General features: G+C 59.2%; 22 protein-coding genes and 1 pseudogene. 20 read left to right on the top strand and 3 right to left on the bottom strand.

Features of this window, described 5'->3' with window-relative positions:
* The first annotated feature begins 1 nt into the window (after position 1).
* From RYB09_RS04210 to RYB09_RS04175, 8 genes are all read left to right on the top strand, one after another.
* Positions 2-697 carry an SPOR domain-containing protein gene (locus RYB09_RS04210; RefSeq protein WP_002551645.1) on the top strand — a complete coding sequence of 232 codons (696 nt, stop codon included), beginning with the start codon at positions 2-4 and terminating at the stop codon, positions 695-697.
* Positions 698-903: 206 nt separating this feature from the next.
* On the top strand, positions 904-1,434 hold the full coding sequence (hslV, locus tag RYB09_RS04205) for an ATP-dependent protease subunit HslV (RefSeq protein ID WP_002551644.1): 531 nt from the start codon (positions 904-906) through the stop codon (positions 1,432-1,434).
* 66 nt (positions 1,435-1,500) lie between these two features.
* Positions 1,501-2,838 carry an ATP-dependent protease ATPase subunit HslU gene (gene hslU, locus RYB09_RS04200; protein ID WP_002551643.1) on the top strand — a complete coding sequence of 446 codons (1,338 nt, stop codon included), beginning with the start codon at positions 1,501-1,503 and terminating at the stop codon, positions 2,836-2,838.
* Positions 2,839-2,940: 102 nt separating this feature from the next.
* Entirely contained in the window at positions 2,941-3,312 is a 372-nt protein-coding gene (locus RYB09_RS04195; protein WP_002551642.1) for a gamma-butyrobetaine hydroxylase-like domain-containing protein, read from the top strand.
* A gap of 313 nt (positions 3,313-3,625) precedes the next feature.
* Positions 3,626-5,305 (top strand): class II poly(R)-hydroxyalkanoic acid synthase, encoded by a 1,680-nt coding sequence (gene phaC, locus RYB09_RS04190; protein ID WP_058402821.1) that lies wholly within the window; start codon positions 3,626-3,628, stop codon positions 5,303-5,305.
* A gap of 63 nt (positions 5,306-5,368) precedes the next feature.
* Positions 5,369-6,226 carry a poly(3-hydroxyalkanoate) depolymerase gene (gene phaZ / locus RYB09_RS04185; protein WP_004654231.1) on the top strand — a complete coding sequence of 286 codons (858 nt, stop codon included), beginning with the start codon at positions 5,369-5,371 and terminating at the stop codon, positions 6,224-6,226.
* Between the two features lie 156 nt (positions 6,227-6,382).
* Positions 6,383-8,068 (top strand): class II poly(R)-hydroxyalkanoic acid synthase, encoded by a 1,686-nt coding sequence (gene phaC, locus RYB09_RS04180; RefSeq protein WP_316887575.1) that lies wholly within the window; start codon positions 6,383-6,385, stop codon positions 8,066-8,068.
* 66 nt (positions 8,069-8,134) lie between these two features.
* Positions 8,135-8,749 (top strand): TetR/AcrR family transcriptional regulator, encoded by a 615-nt coding sequence (locus tag RYB09_RS04175; RefSeq protein ID WP_316887574.1) that lies wholly within the window; start codon positions 8,135-8,137, stop codon positions 8,747-8,749.
* Positions 8,750-8,982: 233 nt separating this feature from the next.
* Here RYB09_RS04175 and RYB09_RS04170 read toward each other — a convergent pair whose 3' ends face one another.
* From RYB09_RS04170 to RYB09_RS04160, 3 genes are all read right to left on the bottom strand, one after another.
* Positions 8,983-9,768: a phasin family protein gene (locus tag RYB09_RS04170; protein WP_058402818.1), complete on the bottom strand. Its 786-nt coding sequence runs from the start codon at positions 9,766-9,768 to the stop codon at positions 8,983-8,985.
* 10 nt (positions 9,769-9,778) lie between these two features.
* On the bottom strand, positions 9,779-10,252 hold the full coding sequence (locus RYB09_RS04165) for a phasin family protein (protein WP_005778662.1): 474 nt from the start codon (positions 10,250-10,252) through the stop codon (positions 9,779-9,781).
* Between the two features lie 98 nt (positions 10,253-10,350).
* Positions 10,351-10,629 (bottom strand): polyhydroxyalkanoic acid system family protein, encoded by a 279-nt coding sequence (locus tag RYB09_RS04160; protein WP_002551636.1) that lies wholly within the window; start codon positions 10,627-10,629, stop codon positions 10,351-10,353.
* A gap of 143 nt (positions 10,630-10,772) precedes the next feature.
* Between RYB09_RS04160 and ubiE the strand changes: the two genes are divergently transcribed.
* From ubiE to RYB09_RS27145, 12 genes and pseudogenes are all read left to right on the top strand, one after another.
* A complete protein-coding gene (gene ubiE, locus RYB09_RS04155; protein WP_002551635.1) occupies positions 10,773-11,543 on the top strand; it encodes a bifunctional demethylmenaquinone methyltransferase/2-methoxy-6-polyprenyl-1,4-benzoquinol methylase UbiE in 771 nt (256 codons plus the stop codon).
* Positions 11,543-12,166 (top strand): SCP2 domain-containing protein, encoded by a 624-nt coding sequence (locus tag RYB09_RS04150; RefSeq protein ID WP_058402817.1) that lies wholly within the window; start codon positions 11,543-11,545, stop codon positions 12,164-12,166. Before ubiE ends, RYB09_RS04150 begins: the two co-directional genes overlap by 1 nt.
* A complete protein-coding gene (gene ubiB, locus RYB09_RS04145; protein WP_057401435.1) occupies positions 12,163-13,782 on the top strand; it encodes a ubiquinone biosynthesis regulatory protein kinase UbiB in 1,620 nt (539 codons plus the stop codon). Before RYB09_RS04150 ends, ubiB begins: the two co-directional genes overlap by 4 nt.
* A 67-nt stretch (positions 13,783-13,849) precedes the next feature.
* Positions 13,850-14,242 (top strand): phosphoribosyl-AMP cyclohydrolase, encoded by a 393-nt coding sequence (gene hisI, locus RYB09_RS04140; protein ID WP_002551632.1) that lies wholly within the window; start codon positions 13,850-13,852, stop codon positions 14,240-14,242.
* Positions 14,243-14,244: 2 nt separating this feature from the next.
* A complete protein-coding gene (locus RYB09_RS04135; RefSeq protein ID WP_002551631.1) occupies positions 14,245-14,577 on the top strand; it encodes a phosphoribosyl-ATP diphosphatase in 333 nt (110 codons plus the stop codon).
* A gap of 44 nt (positions 14,578-14,621) precedes the next feature.
* Positions 14,622-14,897 (top strand): twin-arginine translocase TatA/TatE family subunit, encoded by a 276-nt coding sequence (locus tag RYB09_RS04130; protein ID WP_002551630.1) that lies wholly within the window; start codon positions 14,622-14,624, stop codon positions 14,895-14,897.
* A gap of 4 nt (positions 14,898-14,901) precedes the next feature.
* Positions 14,902-15,378, top strand: coding sequence for a Sec-independent protein translocase protein TatB (gene tatB / locus RYB09_RS04125; protein WP_058402816.1), 477 nt, complete (start codon positions 14,902-14,904; stop codon positions 15,376-15,378).
* Entirely contained in the window at positions 15,375-16,175 is an 801-nt protein-coding gene (tatC, locus tag RYB09_RS04120; protein ID WP_058402815.1) for a twin-arginine translocase subunit TatC, read from the top strand. Before tatB ends, tatC begins: the two co-directional genes overlap by 4 nt.
* Positions 16,172-16,879, top strand: coding sequence for a 16S rRNA (uracil(1498)-N(3))-methyltransferase (locus tag RYB09_RS04115; RefSeq protein WP_058402814.1), 708 nt, complete (start codon positions 16,172-16,174; stop codon positions 16,877-16,879). Before tatC ends, RYB09_RS04115 begins: the two co-directional genes overlap by 4 nt.
* A 171-nt stretch (positions 16,880-17,050) precedes the next feature.
* The gene (locus tag RYB09_RS04110; protein WP_410478296.1) at positions 17,051-18,886 is read left to right on the top strand and encodes a methyl-accepting chemotaxis protein; all 1,836 of its coding nucleotides are present in this window, start codon (positions 17,051-17,053) and stop codon (positions 18,884-18,886) included.
* 118 nt (positions 18,887-19,004) lie between these two features.
* Positions 19,005-20,174, top strand: a pseudogene (locus RYB09_RS27150) (methyl-accepting chemotaxis protein); the annotation flags it as partial.
* Positions 20,157-21,032: a methyl-accepting chemotaxis protein gene (locus RYB09_RS27145; RefSeq protein ID WP_371912912.1), complete on the top strand. Its 876-nt coding sequence runs from the start codon at positions 20,157-20,159 to the stop codon at positions 21,030-21,032. The pseudogene RYB09_RS27150 and the gene RYB09_RS27145, both read left to right, overlap by 18 nt.
* Positions 21,033-21,167: the final 135 nt, after the last annotated feature.

Raw genomic sequence — 21,167 nt, 5'->3', positions numbered from 1 at the left:
GTTGGCAGTTGCGAAGAAGAAACCGGCACCCAAGCGGGGCGCCAGCCGTTATCAGGCACCCGCGAAGAAGCCGATTCCAGGATGGTTGTGGCTGGCGATTGGCTTGACCGTGGGCGCGTTCGTGGTCTTTCTGATGAAGCTTGAACCGGGCGGCGAAGACGTCAAACGGGTCAAGGCGGACGCCAAGGCCGCGAAGATCGCCGAGGCGAATAAAACACCACCGAGCCCAACGGCTCCGGTCAAGCCGAAGTACGACTTCTACACATTGCTGCCGGAATCGGAAGTAATCGTGCCGAACGAAGCCGTGCCGGAGAAGACCCCGCCGCCTGTGGCACCGACCGCACCGGTCTCGCCGGAACAGGCTGCCAAGATCGACACGGCACGCGCCCAGGCAGCACTCAGCGGCCTGACGCCTCCGCCAGCACCACCGGTTGCCACGACCAAGCCGGCAGCGGTGACGACGTTCTTCCTGCAGGCGGGCTCGTTCCGCAAACAGGCTGACGCCGAGAAAGTCCGCGCGCAGATCATCCTGCTGGGCCAGACGTCTACCGTCGAGTCAGGCACTGTGAAGGATGAAACCTGGTACCGCGTACTGGTCGGCCCGTTCAGCAACCGCGAACAACTGACCACCGCCCAGAAACAACTGGCAAGCGGTGGATTTAGTAACCTGTTGTTGCAACAGCGCCAGAGCCGCTAGCTGAAACAGAGCGCGCAAAGCGCTCTGCGCTATAGGTGGGAGTGAGCTTGCTCACGAAGAGGCCGTTACAACTGCCGGAGATTTATGCCTCCGGCAGTCAGCTGCCAGTTATCCCCGCTGTTTATCCTCAAGGTTGAAATACTCGTCCACACCCCCATATGAGTTTGCATCAGGGCATTTTCGCCCCGCAGTGTGGAGACTCTCCCTTGACCACCATCGTTTCAGTGCGCCGCCACGGTAAAGTCGTCATGGCTGGCGACGGCCAGGTTTCTCTGGGCAACACCGTCATGAAAGGCAACGCCAAAAAGGTACGCCGCCTGTATCACGGTGAAGTGATCGCCGGCTTCGCTGGCGCGACCGCCGATGCATTCACGCTGTTCGAACGCTTCGAAGCCCAACTGGAAAAACACCAGGGGCATCTGGTTCGTGCAGCTGTCGAACTGGCCAAGGACTGGCGTACCGATCGCTCGCTGAGCCGTCTTGAAGCAATGCTGGCAGTCGCCAACAAGGACGCCTCACTGATCATCACCGGCAACGGCGATGTGGTCGAGCCCGAGGACGGCCTGATTGCCATGGGCTCCGGCGGCGCATTCGCTCAGGCCGCCGCACGCGCCCTGCTGCTCAAGACCGACCTGTCGGCACGTGAAATCGCCGAGACCTCGTTGCATATCGCTGGCGACATTTGCGTGTTCACCAACCACAACATCACCATTGAGGAGCAGGACCTCGTTGGCTAAGCCCTTGCCGGGCCGCACAGTCTGCGGCCCCTTCGGCTTGACCGTACCAGAGGACCGTGAATTACCATGTCCATGACTCCCCGCGAAATCGTCCACGAACTTAACCGCCATATCATCGGCCAGGACGATGCCAAGCGCGCCGTCGCCATTGCCCTGCGCAATCGCTGGCGCCGCATGCAGCTGCCCGAAGAGCTGCGCGTTGAAGTGACGCCCAAGAACATTCTGATGATCGGCCCGACCGGTGTCGGCAAGACCGAAATCGCCCGTCGTCTGGCCAAGCTCGCCAATGCACCGTTCATCAAGGTTGAAGCGACCAAGTTCACTGAAGTGGGCTACGTAGGCCGCGATGTAGAGTCGATCATCCGCGACCTGGCCGATGCGGCGATCAAGCTTCTGCGTGAACAGGAAATCATCAAGGTTCGCCATCGCGCCGAAGATGCGGCCGAAGACCGTATTCTTGATGCTCTGTTGCCGCCTGCCCGTGTCGGTTTCAACGAAGACCCGGCGCAGAGCAACGATTCCAACACCCGCCAGCTGTTCCGCAAGCGTTTGCGCGAAGGCCAGCTGGACGACAAGGAAATCGAGATCGAGATCAACGAAGCCGTAGGTGTCGATATCTCCGCGCCGCCCGGCATGGAAGAAATGACCAATCAGCTGCAGAGCCTGTTTGCCAACATGGGCAAAGGCAAGACCAAGAGCCGCAAACTCAAGGTCAAGGACGCGCTCAAGCTGGTACGCGAAGAAGAAGCGGGCCGTCTGGTCAATGACGAAGAGTTGAAGGCCAAGGCGCTGGAAGCGGTCGAGCAACACGGCATTGTGTTCATCGACGAAATCGACAAGGTTGCCAAGCGCGGTAATTCGGGCGGTGTCGATGTGTCCCGCGAAGGCGTACAGCGCGACCTGCTGCCGCTGATCGAAGGCTGCACCGTGAATACCAAACTGGGCATGGTCAAGACTGACCACATCCTGTTCATTGCATCTGGCGCGTTCCATTTGAGCAAGCCAAGTGATCTGGTGCCCGAGCTGCAAGGCCGTCTGCCGATCCGCGTTGAACTCAAGGCGCTGTCGCCGCAGGACTTCGAACGCATTCTCAGCGAGCCACATGCGTCGTTGACCGAACAGTATCGTGAACTGCTCAAGACCGAAGGCCTGAAGATCGAGTTCAAGCCTGAAGGCATCAAGCGTCTTGCCGAGATTGCCTGGCAGGTCAACGAGAAAACCGAGAACATCGGTGCCCGTCGCTTGCACACGCTGCTTGAGCGTCTGCTTGAGGAAGTCTCGTTCAGCGCTGGCGATCTGGCTATCAGCCCTGACGCAGCACCGATTGAAATCGATGCAGAATACGTCAACAGCCACTTGGGCGATCTGGCCGAAAACGAAGACCTCTCGCGGTATATCCTTTAAAGCTGCAAATGGTTAGCTACAAGCTGCAAGAGGTTCTCCACTCTTGCAGCTTTTTTGCTTCTGCCTGTAGCTTGTAGCTGCTCTTCCTTGAGGCTGCTTTCAATGCTCCCCACCGCCATCCAGCTGCACAAAGCTTCCAAAACCCTGACGCTTAAGTACGCGCCGGATGAGGAATATCATCTGCCCGCCGAATTTCTGCGGGTGCATTCCCCTTCTGCCGAGGTTCAGGGCCATGGCAGGCCGATCCTGCAATTCGGCAAACTGGGCGTCGGTCTGAGCAAGGTCGAGCCGGCTGGGCAATATGCACTGAAATTGACCTTTGATGATGGCCACGACTCAGGACTGTTCACCTGGGAGTACCTGTACGAACTGGCAAGACGCCAGGAGTCCCTGTGGGAGGACTATCTGCAAGAGCTGAAAAAAGCCGGCAAATCCCGCGATCCCTCCGAGCAAGTCATCAAGCTGATGCTCTGACCCCTGCCGCCCGCGCGATCCGCACAGAACATTCAAACCCGTGCAGCCTCACCGCTCGCCGTTTTAGGACGCGCTTTCTAATCGTTTTTGTTTCAATGTTCCGCGCAGCGGCCAATGAGTGGCTGACGCTGCTTGCGATTTTTTGAAATCTCGCGTAACCAATAACCTTGGCAAGTTCCCTGCATCGAAGTCGATGCGAGAAACAGCCTGCAAGGCATGAGTTACACGAGCAGTAGTGCTGGCTAACCGCCTGTGTCACTGGTTCACGGGCAAGGAATGTCAGTGTTCGCATCAAGACAATGGAGCGTCGTAGATGAGTAACGCGAAAGACGATGACCTGCAGCGCCAGGCTTCCGAGCACACCCTGGGCCTCAACCCGGTCGTTGGCCTGCGGCGCAAGGATTTACTGAGCACCGCGCGGATGGTTTTGCGTCAGGCTTTCAAGCAACCGATCCACAGCATCAAGCACGTCGCACACCTGAGCGTCGAACTCGGCAACGTGATCTTCGGCAAATCTGCCTTGCAGCCAACACCGGAAGACCGCCGCTTCGCTGATCCGGCCTGGAGCCAGAACCCGCTGTATCGCCGTTACCTGCAGACTTACCTCGCCTGGCGCAAGGAACTGCATGACTGGATCGGTGGCAGTGATCTCACCCCGCAAGACATCAGTCGCGCGCACTTTGTGATCAACCTCATGACCGAGGCCATGTCACCGACCAACTCTGCCGCCAACCCGGCCGCCGTGAAACGCTTCTTTGAAACCGGTGGTAAAAGCCTGCTCGATGGCCTGTCGCACTTGGCCAAGGACCTGGTGAACAACGGCGGAATGCCGAGCCAGGTCAACATGGACGCGTTCGAGGTTGGCAAGAACCTGGGCACCTCCGAGGGGGCCGTGGTGTTTCGCAATGACGTACTGGAACTGATCCAGTACAAGCCGATTACCGAGCAGGTTCACGAGCGACCGCTGCTGGTGATCCCGCCGCAGATCAACAAATTTTATGTCTTCGACCTGAGCCCGGAAAAAAGCCTGGCGCGCTTCTGCCTGCGCAGTAACGTGCAGACCTTCATCATCAGTTGGCGCAACCCGACCAAGGCACAACGCGAATGGGGGCTGTCGACCTACATCGAAGCGCTCAAGGAAGCGGTCGATGTGGTACTGGCGATCACCGGCAGCAAAGACCTCAACATGCTGGGCGCCTGTTCCGGTGGCATTACCTGCACAGCGCTGCTGGGCCACTACGCAGCCCTGGGCGAAAAGAAAGTCAACGCCATGACCCTGCTGGTCAGCGTGCTCGATACCACGCTGGATACCGAGGTCGCGCTGTTCGTCGACGAGCAGACCCTGGAAACTGCCAAGCGTCATTCCTATCAGGCGGGTGTGCTGGAAGGTCGTGACATGGCCAAGGTGTTTGCCTGGATGCGCCCTAACGACCTGATCTGGAATTACTGGGTCAACAATTACCTGCTGGGCAACGAGCCGCCAGTCTTCGACATTCTGTTCTGGAACAACGACACCACACGCCTGCCCGCCGCCTTTCACGGCGACCTGATCGAAATGTTCAAGAACAACCCGCTGACCCGCGCCAACGCGCTGGAAGTCTGCGGCACGCCGATCGACCTCAAACAGGTCACGGCCGATGTGTTCTGCCTGGCCGGCACCAATGACCACATCACGCCATGGGCGTCCTGCTACAAATCAGCACGGCTGTTTGGAGGCAAGACCGAGTTTGTACTGTCCAGCAGCGGCCATATCCAGAGCATCCTCAACCCGCCGGGCAACCCCAAGTCGCGTTACATGACTCACGACGAGTTGCCAGCAGATCCGGCGGCCTGGCAGGAAAACGCTACCAAGCACACCGATTCCTGGTGGCTACACTGGCAAGAGTGGCTGGCCACGCGCTCGGGCAAGTTGAAAAAGGCGCCTGCCGGGCTCGGCAACAAAGCCTATCCGGCAGCCGAGGCAGCGCCCGGAACCTATGTTCACGAGCGTTAGACCCGTCAGTCTTGAAAAAACCCGGGGTGCGTTCCCGGCGGTTAAATCAACAGGGCTTAGCGCATGCCGCAACCGTTTGTTTTTCGCTCCATCGACCTGAACGGACACACTATTCGTACGGCGGTGCGCCCAGGCAAGAGCCATCTGACACCGCTGCTGATCTTCAACGGCATCGGTGCCAACCTGGAACTGGTGTTCCCGTTTGTTGAAGCACTGGACCCGGACCTGGAAGTCATCGCCTTCGATGTGCCGGGGGTCGGTGGTTCGTCGACACCCAATCGGCCTTATCGCTTTCCGGGACTGGCCAAGCTCGCAGCGCGCATGCTCGATTACCTCAACTACGGGCAGGTCAATGCGATCGGTGTTTCGTGGGGCGGGGCGCTGGCTCAGCAGTTCGCTCATGACTACCCGGAGCGCTGCAAGAAACTGGTGCTGGCCGCCACGTCGGCAGGCATGGCGATGGTGCCGGGCAAGCCTCGCGTGCTGTGGTTGATGGCCAGCCCGCGTCGCTACATTCAGCCGTCGCATGTGATCCGTATTGCACCGGAGATCTACGGCGGCGCGTTTCGACGCGATCCCAATCTGGCGGCCAATCATGCTGCCAAGGTGCGCTCGTCCGGCAAGCTGGGCTATTACTGGCAATTGTTCGCGGGCATGGGCTGGACCAGCATTCACTGGCTGCACAAGGTTCACCAGCCGACTCTGGTTCTGGCCGGTGATGACGACCCGCTGATTCCGCTGGTGAATATGCGCCTGTTGGCCTGGCGAATACCCAATGCCCAGCTACACATAATCGATGACGGGCATTTGTTCCTGATCACGCGCGCCGAAGCCGTGGCACCGATCATCATGGGTTTTCTGCAACAGGAACGGCAGCGCGCAGTCATGCACCCACAGCCAACGCCGCCCAGAACGCGCTGATAGCGCCAACACGCCCGGCAATGTGAGCAGCCCGAGAGAAACAGCGTCACCCACTGCGCAACACAACGGAGTTTCAACCGCGCAGAACGACGCCAGCCCCTTCGCAAGCGGACTGGCGCCAACCCATGAGTTGCCTGACGAAGGAGTGTTGCCCTCATGCAAGAAAAATCGGCGAAGGTTGCCAGCGCTGCACCCACAAACTTCATCAACGCGCAGAGCGCCATCATCGGCCTGCGCGGGCGAGACCTGTTTTCTACCTTGCGTAACGTCGCAGCCCAGGGTTTGCGGCACCCGGTTCGTAGTGCTCGCCACGCTCTGGCGCTGGGCAAGCAGTTGGGGCGGGTGGTGGTGCTGGGCGAAACACCCTATCCGCACAATCCCAAAGACCCCCGCTTCGCTGACCCGACCTGGAGCCTCAACCCGCTTTATCGCCGGGGTTTGCAGGTGTATCTCAGCTGCCAGCATCAGGTCAGGCAGTGGATCGATGACAGCGATCTGTCCACTGAAGACCGGGCGCGGGCGCACTTTCTGTTCACACTGATCAACGATGCGCTGGCCCCTTCCAATACGCTGCTCAACCCGCAGGCCGTCAAAGAGCTGTTCAACTCGGGTGGTACCAGCCTGATCAAGGGCCTGAGCCACATGGCCGATGATCTGTTGCACAACAGCGGGCTGCCCAGCCAGACCACCAAGGACGCTTTTGAGGTAGGCCGAACCGTAGCGACCACGCCCGGTGCGGTGGTGTTTCGCAACGAAATGTTCGAGCTGATCCAGTATCGGCCCATGAGCGAAAGGCAGTTCAGCCGACCGGTCCTGATCGTGCCGCCGCAGATCAACAAGTTCTACATCTTCGACCTCAGCCCAACCAACAGCTTTGTGCAATATGCGCTCAAGAACGGCCTGCAGACCTTCGTCATCAGTTGGCGCAACCCGGATGTCCGTCATCGGGAGTGGGGGCTGTCCAGTTATGTTGAAGCGACCGAGCAGGCGATGAATATCTGCCGGGCGATTAGCGCAGCACGCGAGGTCAATCTGGTGGGCGCCTGCGCGGGAGGTCTGACCGTTGCCGCGTTGCTGGGGCACTTGCAGGCCAAGCGCCAAACCCGCCGCGTGGCCAGCGCAACCTATATGGTCAGCCTGCTGGACAGCCAGATCGAAAGCCCGGCCACGCTGTTTATCGACGAGCAAACCCTTGAAGCTGCAAAGCGCCGCTCCTATCAGCGCGGCGTACTGGAGGGCAGCGAGATGAATCGGGTGTTTTCCTGGATGCGCCCCAATGACCTGATCTGGACTTACTGGATCAACAATTACCTGCTGGGCAAATCGCCACCGCCGTTCGACATTCTTTACTGGAACAACGACACCACGCGCCTCCCCGCTGCGTTGCACGGTGATTTGCTGGACTTCTTCAAGCACAACCCGCTCAGCCATGCGGGCGGCCTGGAGGTCTGCGGAACACCCATCGACCTGCAGAAAGTCACGGTGGACAGTTTCAGCATCGCTGGCATCAACGACCACATCACGCCATGGGACGCAGTGTACCGTTCTACGCTGCTATTGGGCGGTGAGCGGCGCTTCGTGCTGTCCAACAGCGGCCATGTGCAGAGCATTCTCAACCCGCCGGGCAACCCGAAAGCCAACTATGTCGAGAACAGCAAGCTGAGCAGCGACCCGCGCGCCTGGTACTACGACGCGCAGCATCATGACGGCAGCTGGTGGCCGAACTGGCTGAAATGGGTTCAGGAGCATTCCGGGGCCGAGCACGACACCAGGATGGGGTTGGGCAACGCTACTTATCCGCCCATGGAGGCCGCGCCCGGGACCTATGTGCATGTGCGCTGAAACGCTGGATTGCGCCCTGCCCGATCAGGCAAAGCCGGCCCTTTGACTTGTGAACAAGAAGACTGGATGAAAACCCGCGACCGTATCCTTGAATGTGCCTTGACGCTGTTCAACCAGCAGGGCGAGCCGAATGTTTCCACGCTGGAAATCGCCAATGAAATGGGTATCAGCCCCGGTAATCTGTATTACCACTTTCATGGCAAGGAGCCGTTGATTCTGAGTCTTTTCGAGCGGTTCCAGGCAGAGCTGGCACCGCTGCTCGATCCGCCTTCGGATGCCAGGCTTGAGGCCGAAGACTACTGGATGTTTCTGCACCTGATTGTCGAGCGATTGTCGCACTATCGTTTCCTGTTTCAAGACCTGTCCAACCTCGCCGGACGGCTGCCAAAGCTGGCCCGCGGCATTCGCAACCTGCTCAACTCGATCAAGAAAACCCTCGCCTCACTGCTGGCCCGTCTGAAATCGCAAGGGCAACTGGTCAGCGAAACCCAGGCGCTGGGGCAGCTGGTGGAGCAGATCACCATGAATCTGCTGTTTTCACTGGATTACCAACGCATTCTGGGTCGCGAGGGTAATGTGCGGGTGGTGGTCTACCAGATCATGATGCTCGTGACCCCACACCTGCTGCCCACCTCAAGGCAGGCAGCCGAACAGCTGGCGATGGAGTATCTGAGCAGGTAAACCCGGGCACGATAAGAAAACGCATCGACAGGCTGAACGCAACCCCTTGTGGGAGCGAACTTGTTCGCGAAAACGGTGGTTCAGGCGATACATATTCGCGGAATGTACAGGACCCTTCGCGAACAAGTTCGCTCCCACGGCCTTCGGCCAGAAGCATTGGCAGGAGAGGTGTTCGGGTATATGAAAAAGCCCGGGCTGCTTGGCAGGCCGGGCTTCGATGTTACAGCTGTCTGTCAGGACTGGCTGGCGGGTGTTGCCGGTGCAGCGGTCGGGGCTGATGCAGCGGGGGCCGAACCGGTTGCCGGAGTCGCCGATGCAGCGGGCTTGGCGGCAGGCTTGACAGCCGGTTTTCTGGCTGCTGGTTTCTTCGCCGCAGCTGGTTTGGCAACTGTCTTGGCCTTGCTGGCGGTGGCAGTAGCGGCCTTGCTGGCTGCATCGACCGGTTTGGCCGCAGCTTTCTTGACTGCTGGCTTGGCCGCTGCGGCTTTCTGCGCCGTTTTATCCGCTGTTTTGGCGACGGTTTTAGCCGCGGCCTTGACCAGCGGTTTTGCCGCAGTTTTCGGCGCAGGTTTGGCCGCAGCAGTACGCGAAGCGACCGGTTTGGCTTTCTCACCCGTCAACAGCTCGATCTGCCGGGTCAACTGGTCGACCTTACTGTGCAGCGCCTGAACTTCATTGCGGCTCGGCACGCCCAGACGCGAAATGGCACTGTTCAGGCGCTTGTCGAAGGCCCCTTCCAGCTCATTCCATTTACCCACCGCGAGGTCTTTTACGTCACCGACCCGCGACTTGGCGGTCTTGGCGGTGTCCTTGACCTCATCCAGCTGCTTCTGCGCCTCGACCTTGGTCTGCTTCTCGGCTTTCTCGCCGTCTTTGACCAGTGTCTCGAAAAGCTTGCTGCCGTCATTGCTTATCTTGGAATAAGCGCCCAGGCCCGCCAGCCAGATCTGGCGAGAGTATTTCTCGACCTCACCAATCCATGAGCTGCCGTCTTTGTCGGTTTTTTTCTTGCCAGCCATCCTGCTCTCCTTATTGTCCAGACTCTGAACGTTCGAATCGTTTCGACCCGGAGCGTTCAAGCTTTTTAGGCACGACACGTTCAAGCAATGCCGTCAGCTCGTCGAGCTTGGCAGAGAGCGTGTCAACATCATGTTTAGACGGGATTGCGATGCGGTTCAAGGCTTTTGCGACACGACGGTCGAAAGCACTCTCGATTCTGCCGAGTTGCGCCTCTACACGACCTTTGGCGTAAGACACCTCGCCCTTGATCGAGTCGATTTCGCTGTTGGCCGCAAGACGTTTCTCATCGACCGTTTTGACGACTTCCTTTTCGGCCTGCTCGCCAGTCCTGATCAGGTCCCTGACGTACTGTGTGCCTTCTTCGTTGACCCTGGAATAGGCTCCCAGACCGGCCAGCCAGATCTTGCGGGCATACAGCCTGACGTCGGAAAGCGTGGAGGATTGCTGGTCTTCGATGTTTTTCTTCGTGTTCGCTCTGGCCATGGTGCACCTCATGCTCGAAAGTTGAAGGAACCGCCCAGCTATGGGCATAAGCGCAACGTTACGGAGAAAAATTAGAATGCTCACCCTAGGGCGAAGACTCAGGCGGCCAGTGCTTTATCCAGGACGCGCTCGACTTCAGTCTTGATGGAGCCGCTCATGGCCGACAGGATGAAGTTCAGCTCGATGTTGATACGGATCAACGCGTCTTCGACTTCAACCTTGCCCTTGGCCCCCTTGCCTTCCAGTTTTACGGTATCGCCTGCCCATTCGTGCGCCAGTCCGTATTTGTCGGAAAGCTTCTCGACCAGTTGCTCGGCCCTCTCGCGAGCCTTTTCCCGGCCCAGTGCGTGCGGGCGTTCAACGGTTATCTTGGCCATGCAGGCTTCCTTGATGATCAGATGAAATGCGGCGCAACTATATAGACCCGCCTGCATCCAAGAAAGCGTTGCCGGTGAGCCTTGTCAAGACAAAGCCGGCCCTGGCGATTAGAATGGCCCGCACTCTATTCCGGTGAAGCGATATGAACGATCAGCGCAAAGGCAGCGATGCCGAACCTACGACTCACTTCGGTTACAAAAATGTACCGGAAAGCCAGAAGGCAGAAAAAGTCGCTGAGGTTTTCCATTCGGTTGCAGCCAAATACGACCTGATGAACGACCTGCTGTCCGGTGGCATGCACCGTCTGTGGAAGCGTTTTGCAATCGAGCTTTCGGGCGTCCGTACCGGCAACCGCGTGCTCGACATTGCCGGCGGTACGGGCGACCTGACCCGCAAATTCTCCAACCTGGTCGGCCCGACCGGCCAGGTGGTACTGGCTGATATCAACGCCTCCATGCTCAAGGTCGGCCGTGACCGCCTGCTGGACCTTGGCGTGTCGGGCAACGTCGAGTTTGTCCAGGCCGACGCCGAGAAGCTGCCGTTCCCGGACAACCATTTCGACTGCGTGACCATCGCCTTCGGCCTGCGCAACGTGACGCACAAGGAAGACGCTCTGCGTTCCATGCTGCGCGTGCTCAAGCCCGGTGGACGCCTGCTGGTGCTGGAGTTTTCCAAGCCGACCAACAAGCTCATGTCCAAGGCCTATGACGCCTATTCGTTCGCGTTCATGCCGTTGATGGGCAAACTGGTCACCAATGACTCGGAAAGCTACCGCTATCTGGCCGAATCGATCCGCATGCACCCCAACCAGGAAACCCTCAAGTCGATGATGGTGGAAGCCGGTTTTGACCGTGTGACCTACCACAACATGACGGCGGGCGTCGTGGCCTTGCATCGCGGTATCAAACCCTGATGTTGCTCCGGGGGCTGCTCGCCAGTATCGAGCACGGCATCAATCGCGTGTTGCGCCTGGACAGCACCGCGCTACCGCGTATGGCGCGCTTGTCCGGGCATGTCATTGCCGTGGACTGTCGCGATCCGTCCCTGAAAATCTTTATCCTGCCCAGTGACGAAGGTCTGCTGCTGGCCGCAGACTGGGCTGCCGACGCCGACTGCACCTTGCGTGCGCCAGCCTCCAGCCTGCTGCGTCTGGCCCTGAGCAAGGACAAGACCGCCGTGCTGCATGGCCCCGACGTCGAGCTGGACGGTGACAGTGGCGTACTGCTGGAACTGGTCGGCATTCTTCAGGACCTGGAACTGGACTGGGAACATGAACTGTCCAACTGGGTCGGCCCGGTGGCCACTCAGTTGTTCAGCAGCCGACTGCGTAGCAGTGGACGCTGGACACGTGAAAGTTTCACCAGCCTCAGCCAGAACGTTGCCGACTACCTCAGCGAAGAATCGCGTACGCTGGTGGGTAAGCACGAAGCCGAAGCACGATTCGCCGAACTCGATCAGATCAAACTCGATCTGGACCGTCTCGAGGCGCGCTTTGCCCGCCTCGCCCACTCCCTCAATACCAGCGATAACGCATGAAGCTGCTTGCCGTCCGCCGTCTGTTTCGCATTCAACGTGTCGTTATCCGCTATCGCCTTGATGACCTGTTGTTCGCCCTGCCCCTGCCCTGGTGGATGCTCGCGGTGCGTTTCGTGCTGCCCTGGCGCTGGCTGCCACGGCGTAAATCCGAGCTGAGCCGTGGCGTACGCTTTCGTCTGGCATTGCAGGACCTGGGGCCGATTTTCATCAAGTTCGGGCAACTGCTGTCTACTCGGCGCGACCTGCTGCCCGAGGACATCGCCGACGAACTGATGCTGCTGCAGGACCGCGTGCCGCCGTTCGACCAGCAGGTGGCCATCAATCTCATCGAAGAACAACTGGGCGCACGTATCTGCGACGTATTCAGTCGCTTTGACGAAACCCCGCTGGCGTCTGCTTCGGTTGCCCAGGTGCATGCCGCCTGTTTGAAGACCGGCGAAGAAGTCGTGGTGAAAGTGGTACGCCCAGGTCTCAAGCCGGTCATTGGCCAGGACCTCGCGTGGCTGTTCATCCTTGCCCGCATGGCCGAACGCGTGTCAGCCGATGCACGCCTGCTGCACCCGGTGCAGGTGGTGATGGATTACGAAAAAACCATCTACGACGAGCTGGACCTGCTGCGTGAAGCCGCCAACTCCAGCCAGTTGCGTCGCAACTTCGAAGGCTCGGACCTGCTCTACGTGCCACAAGTCTACTGGGACTGGTGCCGCCCCAAAGTGCTGGTCATGGAGCGTATCTACGGCCTGCAGGTCACCGACATGGCCGGGCTGGCCGACCAGCGCACCGACATGAAACTGCTGGCTGAGCGCGGCGTGGAAATCTTTTTCACCCAGATATTTCGCGACAGTTTCTTCCACGCCGACATGCACCCCGGCAATATTTTCGTCAGCACGGTCAACCCGTGGAGCCCGAAATACATTGCCATCGACTGCGGCATCGTCGGCAGCCTGACGCCGGAAGATCAGGATTATCTGGCCCGTAACCTGTTTGCCTTCTTCAAGCGTGATTATCGTCGGGTTGCGCAGCTGCACATTGATTCGGGCTGGGTGCCGGCAGAGACCAAGCTCAATGAATTCGAAGCTGCAATCCGCACGGTCTGCGAGCCGATTTTCGAGAAGCCGCTCAAGGATATTTCCTTTGGTCAGGTGCTGATGCGCCTGTTTCAGACCGCGCGCCGCTTCAATATGGAAGTCCAGCCGCAATTGGTTCTGCTGCAAAAGACCCTGCTCAATATCGAGGGGCTGGGTCGTCAGTTGTACCCTGATCTGGACCTGTGGAGCACCGCGCAGCCTTATCTGGAGCGCTGGATGCGTGAGCGGGTCAGCCCGAAAACCTTGCTGGGCAATCTGCAATCACAGGTCGAGCAACTGCCGCATATCGCGGGAATGACCCGCGATCTACTGGAGCGTATGTCTCGCCCGCATGCTTCGGATCCGCCACGTCCCTGGCAGGAGCGCAAGGACGAGCCGGTCCTGCGGCTTATCGGTGCAGCGTTATTGGTAGGTGGCGCGATACAGGGTTGGGTGATGAGCGAGGCAGCCACACAACTGCTGACGCTCACCGCTTGGCCAGCGGCGATCATGCTGATTGCCGGGCTGTATCTGATCGTTCGCCGATAGCCAGCAGCGAATGGCGCTGGCACACTGTTCAATCCGCCGGGCATGAACGCCGGCTGCCGGAGTAGATATGAAAGACTGGCTGGACGAGATTCACTGGAACAGCGACGGTCTGGTGCCTGCAATTGCTCAGGATCACAAGACCGGCCGGGTATTGATGATGGCCTGGATGAACCGCGAGGCCCTGAGCCTGACGGCGTCCGAGAACCGTGCCATCTATTGGTCGCGTTCGCGTGGCAAACTCTGGCGTAAAGGTGAAGAATCAGGTCATGTGCAAAAGCTCCATGAACTGCGCCTGGACTGTGATGCCGATGTCATTATCCTGATGGTCGAGCAGATCGGCGGCATCGCTTGCCATACCGGCCGCGAAAGTTGCTTCTATCGAGTGTACGAAAACTCAGGCTGGAAGACCGTCGACCCGGTTTTGAAAGATCCTGACGCTATTTACTCAGCAGGCCACTGAACATGACTGATACGTTATCCCGCCTGGCTGAGGTGCTGGAATCACGCAAGGACGCTGCTGCCGACAGTTCCTACGTCGCCAGCCTGTATCACAAGGGCCTGAACAAGATTCTGGAAAAGCTCGGCGAAGAATCGATCGAGACCATCATCGCTGCCAAGGACGCTGCAGTCAGCGGTGATTGCAGCGACGTAATCTATGAAACCGCTGACCTGTGGTTTCATAGCATGGTGATGCTCGCAGCGCTGGGTCAGCACCCACAAGCCGTGCTCGATGAACTGGACCGCCGATTCGGCTTGTCCGGCCACGCGGAAAAAGCCGCCCGCACGGCAGAATAACGCTCTCCCCTTTCAAGCTTGAAATCTTTTACGAGGACTGTTTCATGGGTATTTTTGACTGGAAACACTGGATCGTCATCCTGATCGTCGTGGTACTGGTTTTCGGGACCAAGAAACTCAAGGGTCTGGGCAGCGACGTGGGTGAGTCGATCAAGGGCTTTCGCAAGGCGATGAATGACGACGACAAGCCAGCCGAACAGCCTGCACCTCAGCCACAGCAGGCACAGGCTGCCCCTCAGGGCTCGCCATTGAACCAGCCGCATACCATCGACGCGCAGGCGCACAAAGTCGACGAGCCGATCCGCAAAGACCAGGTTTAAGCCCATGTTCGGTATCAGCTTCTCTGAACTGCTGCTTGTCGGCCTGGTTGCCTTGCTGGTACTGGGTCCCGAGCGCCTGCCGGGTGCGGCACGCACCGCAGGCCTATGGATCGGCCGGTTGAAGCGCAGCTTCAATGCGATCAAACAGGAAGTTGAACGTGAAATCGGGGCCGACGAAATTCGTCGGCAGCTGCACAACGAGCACATTCTTTCGCTGGAAGACGAAGCGCGCAAAATGTTCGCGCCCAATCCGCCGCCCGAGAACGGCTCCGAGCCGGTAAACCCGTCGCCCGCACCGGTAGCAGCCGAAGCGGCAAGCCCCGCGCACGATGAAGCCGCACACCACGAAATCGGCCCGGCACAACCTGCGGCGCCGAAGACCGAGCTGTCGCTGGAGAAAACCGCGAAACCGGCTGACGCCGGCACACCGGTCCCGACGCCTCCCGCCCACGATTCGTCATTGCCACCGCGAGCACCATGAGCGCTGATATCCCGGAAAACGATCAGCAAATGCCGCTGATCTCGCATCTCACCGAGCTGCGTACACGTCTGTTGCGTTGTGTCGCGGCAGTGTTCCTGATTTTTGCCGGTCTGTTTTACTTCACGCAGAAGATCTACACACTGGTCTCGGCGCCGCTGCGCGTCTACCTGCCTGAAGGCGCGACGATGATCGCCACCGACGTGGCCTCGCCGTTCATCACGCCGTTCAAGCTGACCATGATGGTCGCGCTGTTTCTGTCCATGCCGGTCATCCTGCACCAGATCTGGGGCTTTATCGCGCCAGGCCTGTACAAGCACGAGAAGCGCGTTGCAGTGCCATTGCTGGTGTCGAGCATCATCCTGTTCTACGCAGGCATGGCCTTCGCGTACTTTTTGGTCTTCCCGCTGATTTTCCACTTCTTCGCCAGCGTTACACCAGAAGGCGTGTCGATGATGACCGACATCGCCAGTTATCTGGACTTCGTGATGACGCTGTTCTTCGCCTTCGGCGTGGCCTTCGAAATCCCGGTGGCCGTGGTGTTGCTGGTGTGGATCGGCATCGTCGACGTCAAATACCTGAAGAAGATCCGCCCTTACGTGATCATCGGCTGCTTCGTGGTCGGCATGATCCTGACGCCGCCGGACATCTTCTCGCAGACGCTGCTGGCGGTGCCAATGTGGCTGCTCTTCGAGCTGGGCGTACTGTGCAGCAAGATGATCAAGAAGCGTGGCGAACATCCGGACGATCAGGCCGAGGACGCTGAAAAGCAGGATCAGCCGCCCGCGACCACACCGTGAACCTGCTGTTGCTTGAGGAAGCCGATTTCATTGCGGCTGACCGGGTGGTCCTGCGTGACCGCCGCCTGAAGCACATGCAGGAGGTGCATCGCGCAGAGATCGGCGACAGTCTGCGCGTCGGCCGCATCAATGGCCTGCTGGGCAGCGCCGAACTGCTGCGCCTTGAGCCTCATGAAGCAGAGCTGCGTGTTTCGCTGGATAGCGCCCCGCCGGAAAAACTGCCCATCACCCTGTTACTGGCACTGCCACGCCCCAAGATGCTCCGCCGGGTGTTCCAGACCATCGCGACCATGGGGGTGCCGAAAGTCATCCTGCTGAACAGCTACCGGGTTGAAAAAAGCTTCTGGCAGACGCCATTTCTGGAGCCCGAGGCCATTCGCGAGCAGTTGATTCTTGGGCTGGAGCAGGCACGCGATTCTGTGCTGCCGGAAATCGTCATCGAAAAGCGCTTCAAGCCTTTCGTTGAAGACCGTTTGCCACACATGGCTGCCGGTACGCTGGGCCTGGTCGGCCACCCCGGTGACTTGCCTGCCTGCCCGCGCGCGGTTAACCAGCCTGTCACGCTGGCTATCGGCCCCGAAGGCGGCTGGATCCCTTATGAAGTCGACTTGTTGCGCCAATCCGGCTTGCAGCCTGTGCAACTTGGCGAGCGCATTCTGCGCGTCGAAACTGCAGTAACAGCCCTTCTCGCTCGTCTGTTCTAGACTCTTTTACATCAACCAGGTCGCTTCAGTTAGTTGATGCGCTGCCGATGTAAGTGCATTCGTAAAAGAACAGACATCTAAGGAGTGGTCATGTCTCGTGGGTTATCTCAACATCTCGCCAATGCGAGTGTCAGCCTGAAATTGGGAATCGGCTTTGGTCTGGTCATGCTAATGACCCTGATGATCTCGGCCACAGGCTGGTTCAGTAACCAGGCACTGATCGATCGTGGCGATCGTGTCACCGCGATTGCAGAAATCAACGAGCTTACGCTCCAGTTACGCATCGACCGCACCCGTTACGAAGACCTGTTCAACGCAGAAAGCGCGGCCGAAGTCAGAAAGACCCTGGACCAACTTGATGCCGCACTGGTGCGCGCGCGAAATCTGCTGCGCTCGCCTGAAAACATCCAGTTACTCGATGGTCAGATTCAGTCCGCTCGCGAATACCGCCAGTCGTTCGCTGACATGACCAAAGCTATCGATGCTCGCGAGATCAGCCGCAGCCAGATGGGCGACAACGCTGACAAGGCGGTGGATCAGGCAAACAAGGTTGAAGCCGAGCTGCTCAAGGCAGATAACATCCTCGCCTTTAACGGCATTGTCGGTGTCAGCAAGCTGATTCAGCAGGCGCGCTTCCAGGTTCGCGGTTACACCTACAGCGGCCGTCCGGATTTCGAAAAGAACGCCAACCAGGCCATCGATGAAGCCATTACCGGGATCAACACCCTGGCCGGTGACATTTCCTCCGAGTACCTGCCGCTGCTGCAACAGGCCGTTGTCGGGCTCAAAGGCTACCGCGCTGCGGTAGGCCAGTATCGGGACGCGCAAGCCGCCAGCAAGACCGCGCTGGAGAAAATGACCGCGCTGGGTACCACCATGCTGGCCATCAGCGATGACATGATCGCCAGGCAGAACAAAAGCCGCGACGCAGACAGCGACAAATCTGTTTTGATGATCGCGGTGGCCACCGCTCTTGCCTTGGTGATCAGCATCCTGGCAGCCTGGGTAATCACTCGCCAGATCACAACACCCTTGCAGGAAACCCTTGAAGTGGTTGAGCGGGTTGCCTCCGGCGACCTGAGTCGCAACTTGCGGGTCGATCGCAAGGACGAGTTGGGCAAGCTGCAAAGCACGATCCAGCGCATGACCGTCAGCCTGCGCGAGCTGGTGGGTGGAATTCGCGATGGCGTGACCCAGATCGCCAGCGCAGCGGAAGAACTGTCGGCAGTGACCGAACAGACCAGTGCCGGGGTCAACAGCCAGAAGGTCGAGACCGATCAGGTCGCCACCGCCATGCATGAAATGACGGCAACGGTTCAGGAGGTTGCGCGCAACGCCGAGGAAGCCTCGGAAGCAGCAGTGGCGGCAGACCGTCAGGCCCGTGATGGCGAACGAGTGGTCAACGAGGCCATTGCGCAAATCGAACGTCTTGCCTCCGCGGTGGGCAACTCCAGCGAAGCGATGGGCGCGCTGAAACAGGAAAGCGACAAGATCGGCAGCGTGCTGGACGTCATCAAATCGGTCGCCGAACAGACCAACCTGCTGGCCTTGAACGCCGCTATCGAGGCAGCCCGCGCCGGTGAGGCCGGTCGGGGCTTTGCTGTGGTTGCCGATGAGGTGCGCAGTCTGGCGCAGCGCACGCAGAAATCCACCGAAGAGATCGAAGCACTGATTGCCGGCCTGCAAAGCGGCACACAGCAGGCCACAACGGTCATGGACAGCAGTCGCGAGCTGAGCACCAGCAGCGTTGAACTGACTCGTCGGGCCGGAGGATCGCTGGAAAGCATCACCAAAACCGTCTCGGCGATCCAGGCGATGAATCAGCAGATCGCCGCCGCCGCCGAAGAACAGAGCGCCACCGCCGAAGAGATCAACCGCAGCATCATCAATGTCCGCGATGTGTCCGAACAGACGTCTGCGGCCAGCGAAGAGACCGCGGCGTCCAGTGTCGAACTGGCCAGACTGGGCAACCATCTGCAGTTGCTGGTGAGTCGCTTTACTGTCTGACCTTGCAGTATCCAGCCCGCGCCAGCACTGAGCGCGGGCTTCTTTTCCCGCAAAAACGTGACACCTTTCACCCCTCTTTCGTGCTCGGAAATATCCTACGACCTTCTCAGGTCACGCAATGAATCACCACGCCGATGCGCTCACAACGCATGTTCTGACTCACCTGGAACATGCTTTTGTTCGCTCATTGCAGGAGATTCCAATGTTCCGACTGATCAATCACGCGCTCGGCAACATGAACGTCAGATTCAAGCTGTCCCTGGGTTTCGGCCTGGTGCTGCTATTGACGCTGATCATCACACTGACCGGCTGGCATGGCCTGTACACCATGATCGACCGCTCCGAGTCGCTCTCGGACATTGCCCAGCTCAACAGCCTCACTAAAGACCTGCGCGCCGAACGCATCACCGACCGCGTGGAAAAGACGCCAGAAAGCACGGCATTGGTGACAGACAAACTCAACGAAATGAAAGCCCAGCTCACAGCGCTGCATCGACAGAGCCTCGAGGCGGAAACCACTACGCTGCTCAACGGACAGTTTGAGACGGTAAGCAGACTCGAGAAAACCTTCGCTGACGTCCGGGCCAACCGTCAAACCCGTAACCAGGTACGCACCCGCCTGGAGCAGACGTCAGAGCAGGCCTTGCAGGCCATCGCACTGGTTGAGAGTGAGGTGCTCAAGAGCGTAAGCCAGGAACAGGACAGCACTGAGCGGATGGAGGAATTCACCAACATTTCGCAGCTCAGGCAGCAGGTGCAGATCGCTCGTTATCAGGTACAGGCCTACACCTTCACCACTCGCGATGCCGATGAAGCCGCAGCCATTGTCGCCATCGACGAAGCGCTCAAGGAAATCGGGCAGATCGGGCAGGACGAGGACAGTGAAAGCCTTCAGGGCCTGGCAGCCGCCACTACAGCCCTGCAAGGCTATCGGGAAAGGCTCAACGAGTTCAAACAGATACAGACCAAAGCCGAGGCGGACCAGGAACTTATGAGAAGTCTCGGCGATCAGTTGCTGGACTCGGTCGCCGCGTTGAACCGTCTGCAAACCGCTCAGCGCGACAGCGAAGCAGTCAATTCCAGCACCACCCTGAGCAGTGTTGCGGGCCTGGCGCTGCTGATCGGGTTGCTGGCCGCCTGGGTCATGACCCGGCAGATCACCGTACCGTTACAGCAGACGCTGCTTGTCGCAGCACGCATCGCTCAGGGTGATCTGAGTCGGGACATGTCGGTGACCCGTCGTGACGAAATGGGTCAGTTACAAGCCAGTATGCAGACCATGACGGTCAGCCTGCGCGAGCTGGTCGGCGGTATCAGCGAGGGCGTATCGCAGATCGCCAGCGCGGCCGAGCAGTTGTCAGCGGTGACCAAGCAGACCTGCATCGGGGTCACCAGTCAGAAAGACGAAACCGACCAGGTGGCCACGGCCATGAATGAAATGGCCGCGACGGTGCAGGAAGTCGCGCGCAATGCTCAGGAGGCTTCCCAGGCCGCGGCTCAGGCGGACCAACAGGCCCGCAGCGGTGACGAGGTTGTAGGGCGGGCAATCAGTCAGATCGAGCAACTGGCTCGCGAGGTGGTGAACTCTACCCAGTCGATGAGCGAACTCAAGCTGGAAAGCAACAAGATCGTCGGCGTTCTCGACGTAATCAAGTCGGTTTCGCAGCAAACCAACCTCCTGGCCCTGAATGCGGCCATTGAGGCAGCTCGCGCCGGTGAAGCCGGGCGTGGTTTTGCAGTGGTCGCCGATGAGGTACGCGGCCTGGCGCAACGCACGCAAAAGTCCACAGAAGAGATCGAGGAATTGATCGCCGCACTGCAAACCGGCACTCAGCAGGTAGCAACCACGCTGGACAACAGCCGCACCCTGACTGACAACACCGTTGAACTGAGCCGCCGCGCGGGAAGCGCGCTGGAGCAGATCACCCGCACGGTGGCGACCATCCAGCACATGAACGAACAAATCGCCACCGCCAGCGAAGAACAGAGCGTGGTTGCCGAACAAATCAACCGTAACGTCATCAGCGTACGCGATATCTCCGAACAGACCGCCGCCGCCAGCGAGCAAACCGCAGCCTCCAGCGTCGAACTCGCCAGACTGGGAACTCACTTGCAGACACTGGTGGGGAAATTCAGGGTGAGCTGAACCACCATTGCACCCACAGGCGGCCCGGCGAACACCATCGTGCCCATGCTCCGCGTGGGCATACCGGTCCGGACGCTCCGCGTCCTCTGACGACGCAGAGCGTCATGAACTGCATTCCCACGCTGGAGCGTGTGG

Source organism: Pseudomonas syringae group sp. J254-4 (assembly GCF_032586855.1).
GTDB lineage: Bacteria > Pseudomonadota > Gammaproteobacteria > Pseudomonadales > Pseudomonadaceae > Aquipseudomonas > Aquipseudomonas amygdali.
This window is presented reverse-complemented; position numbering and strand designations above follow the sequence as displayed.